The following is a 3,088-nucleotide window of genomic DNA, read 5'->3' as shown; positions in this document are numbered from 1 at the left end:
GTTGCCTCCGCACTCGCCGATGATGCCGGGCACTCCGTTGCGGAGGGCCGCGCTCATGACGTTCTCACCGACCGCCGCATCGACAACCGGACGAGGACCGCCACCGCGACGCTCAGCGCCACCAGGACGTCGAGGCTGAGCGCGAACGCGTGCGGGAACGATCCGCTGCCGAGCGCGCCGTAGAACAGACTGCCGATCAGGGCCACGCCGACGGCGTTGCCGGCCTGCTGAGCCGTGGACAGCACCCCCGAGGCCGCCGCCGCGTGCCGGGCGGCCACCCCGGCCATGACGATCGAGGGCAGTGGCGCCACCACGAAGCCCATGCCCGCGCCGGCCACCACGAGCCCCGGCAGCAGCCAGCCGATCGGCGCGTCCGCGGCGAGGGCGAGCAGCCCGTACCCCGCCGCGACCACCAGCGTGCCGACGGTGAGGGTGCGGCGGCCCGCCCGGGCGGCGAACCGGCCGGACAGCATCGAGGTGACCAGGTATCCGACGCCGAGCGGCACGAAGAGCAGCCCGGACGCGAGCGCCGACCGGTCGCGCCCGTCCTGCAGGTACACCGCCAGCACCAGGAAGAACGACGCCATCGTGAGCTGGAAGGCGAGGCTGACCAGTACCCCCACGGTGTACGCCCGGTCGCTGAACAGGCGGGGGTCCACCAGCGGCGCGCCGCCCCGCGCGGCCAGCCGGCGTTGGTACAGCGCGAACGCGACCAGCGGCGGCAGGGCCGCCAGGCACCACCCGGCCCGCTCGCCGGCCACCAGCGGGTACACGATGGCGATCAGGCCGAGGGAGACCAGGACCGTGCCGACCAGATCCAGGCGGGCACCGGCCGCGGCGCGCGACTCGGGCACCAGGCGCCGGCTGGCCGCCACCGTCACCACGCCGACCGGCACGTTGATCAGGAAGATGCTGCGCCAGCCGAGACCCGCGACGTCCGCACGGATCAACAGCCCGCCGATGAGCTGCCCGAACACCGCACCGAGCCCCACCGCCACGCCATAGGCGCTGAACGCGCGCACCCGCCGGGCACCGGTGTAGACGGTGTTGATGATGGCGAGCACCTGCGGCATCAGCAGCGCGGCGGCGACACCCTGCACGACCCGGCCGGCGACCAGCATGCCGGCGCTCGGCGCCAGCCCGCACGCCGCCGAGGCGAGCGTGAACAGGCCGAGCCCGTACGCGTACAGCCGGCGCCGGCCGTACAGGTCGCCCAGCCGGCCACCGGTGATGAGACCCGCGGCCAGCGCCAGCCCGAACCCGGCGACCACCCACTGCACCGCCGACGGCCCGGCCCGCAGGTCCACCTGGATCGACGGGATCGCCACGTTGACGATGAAGAAGTCCAACAGGGTGACGAACGTGCCGGTCAGCAGCACCAGCAGGGCGCCCCAGCCGGTCTCGGCCCGGGCCGACGGCGGGGCCGCCGGCGCGGCGAGGGTGTTCATGGTTCGTGCCTCCAGCGTCGTCATGCCGGAACCTTGTCCAGGAAGCCGTGGATCGCGGCGATGGTGCCCTCGGCGGTGAGCACGGCGACGTCGAAGCCGACGACGAGCGGCTCGCTGTCGTCCGTGCCGAGGGTCCAGGTGAACCGGGCGATGTCGTGGTGCGCGTCCACCGGGCCGAGGCTGAACCGCAGCCCGGGGAACTGTCCCTGCACGGCGGCGATGGTCGCGTCGATCGCGTCCCGGCCCTCGGCGACCGCCAGCGGGTCGGTGTACCGGCCGTGCTCGGCCCACACCTCGTCGATCAGCGCCCGCCGCCGGGCCGGGTCCGTCTCGTTCCAGCTCTCGATGTACCGATCGATGACCGTCATGACGTTCCTCCATGTCGTTTGTGGTGCAACGAACGTTATGGAGCCGGGCCGGCAGCGGAATCTGTCACGCATCAGTACATCCGTCGGTGGGCCTCGGTAACGTCTCGGCCATGCTGTACGGGCGGGACGCGGAGCTGGCGGTGCTCGGCAAGCTGCTGGACACCGTGCGGGGTGGCGCCAGCGGCGCGCTGGTGCTGCGCGGTGAGCCGGGCATCGGCAAGACTGCGCTGCTCGCGCACGCCGACGCGGCGGGGCTGCGGGTGCTGCGCGGGGTCGGCGTGGAGTCCGAGGCCGAGCTGCCGTTCGCGGGCCTGCACCTGCTGCTGCACCCGGCGCTCGATCGGCTCGATGCGTTGCCGGCGGTGCAGGCCGAGGCCTTGCGCGGCGCGCTGGGGCTGGCCGCGGGCGGCGCGCCCGATCGGTTCCTGGTCGGCCTCGCGGTGCTGTCGCTGCTGTCCGAGCTGGCCGACGGCGGCCCGCTGCTGGCCGTCGTCGACGACGCCCAGTGGCTGGACCGGGCGTCCGCCGACGCGCTGCTGTTCACCGCGCGCCGGCTCGGCGCCGAGCCGGTCGGCCTGCTCTTCGCCGCCCGCACCGACGGCTTCCCGGCGCCCGGTGTTCCGGAGCTGTCGCTGTCCGGGCTGGACCCGTCCGCCGCGGCGGCGCTGCTGGCCGAGCACGCCGCCGGCCTGGACGCCGGCGGGCGGTACCGGGTGCTCGCCGAGGCGGTCGGCAACCCGCTCGCGCTGATCGAGCTGCCGGCGGCCGCGGTGTCCGCCGGCGGGGCGCTGCCGGATCGGCTCCGCGAGGCGTTCCAGGCCCGGGTGCGGACCCTGCCGGAGAGCGTGCGCACCGTGTTGGAGGTGGTCGCCGCCGATGACACCGGCGACCTCGGTGTGCTGCTGCGCGCCGCCGGCAAGCTGGGCGCCGGCGGCGCCGACCTGGACGCCGCGGTGCGGGCCGGCCTGGTTACCGCGGAGGCGACCGTGTCCTTCCGGCACCCGCTGGTGAGGGCCGCGGTGTGGCACGGCACGCCGCCCGGCCGCAGGATCGCCGTGCACGACGCGTTGGCCGTCGCGTTGGACCGCCCCGGCGACGCCGACCGCCGTGCCTGGCACCTCGCGTCGGCGACCATCGGCACCGACGAGCGGGTCGCCGCCGAGCTGGAACGCACGGCGGCGTGGGCCGGTGAGCGCAGCGGGCACGCCGCCGCGGCCGCCGCGTACGAGCGGGCCGCGCAGCTCACCGCCGACCCCGCCGCCCACCTGCGCC

3 protein-coding genes are annotated in these 3,088 nt (G+C 75.3%); 1 reads left to right on the top strand and 2 read right to left on the bottom strand.

What is annotated here, in order from left to right:
• Positions 1 to 53: 53 nt before the first annotated feature.
• Positions 54 to 1,472 (bottom strand): MFS transporter, encoded by a 1,419-nt coding sequence (locus ACWEVO_RS33750; RefSeq protein WP_452311471.1) that lies wholly within the window; start codon positions 1,470 to 1,472, stop codon positions 54 to 56.
• On the bottom strand, positions 1,469 to 1,816 hold the full coding sequence (locus tag ACWEVO_RS33745; protein WP_452311470.1) for a nuclear transport factor 2 family protein: 348 nt from the start codon (positions 1,814 to 1,816) through the stop codon (positions 1,469 to 1,471). The genes ACWEVO_RS33750 and ACWEVO_RS33745 overlap by 4 nt, the downstream gene beginning before the upstream one ends.
• 110 nt (positions 1,817 to 1,926) lie before the next feature.
• Here ACWEVO_RS33745 and ACWEVO_RS33740 point away from each other — a divergent pair.
• Positions 1,927 to 3,088: AAA family ATPase (locus tag ACWEVO_RS33740; RefSeq protein ID WP_452311469.1), on the top strand; the 1,162-nt coding region annotated here is incomplete at its 3' end.

Source organism: Micromonospora sp. NPDC003776 (assembly GCF_053605645.1).
The sequence above is the reverse complement of the archived record's forward strand: the minus strand, read 5'-3'. Positions and strand labels throughout refer to the sequence as shown.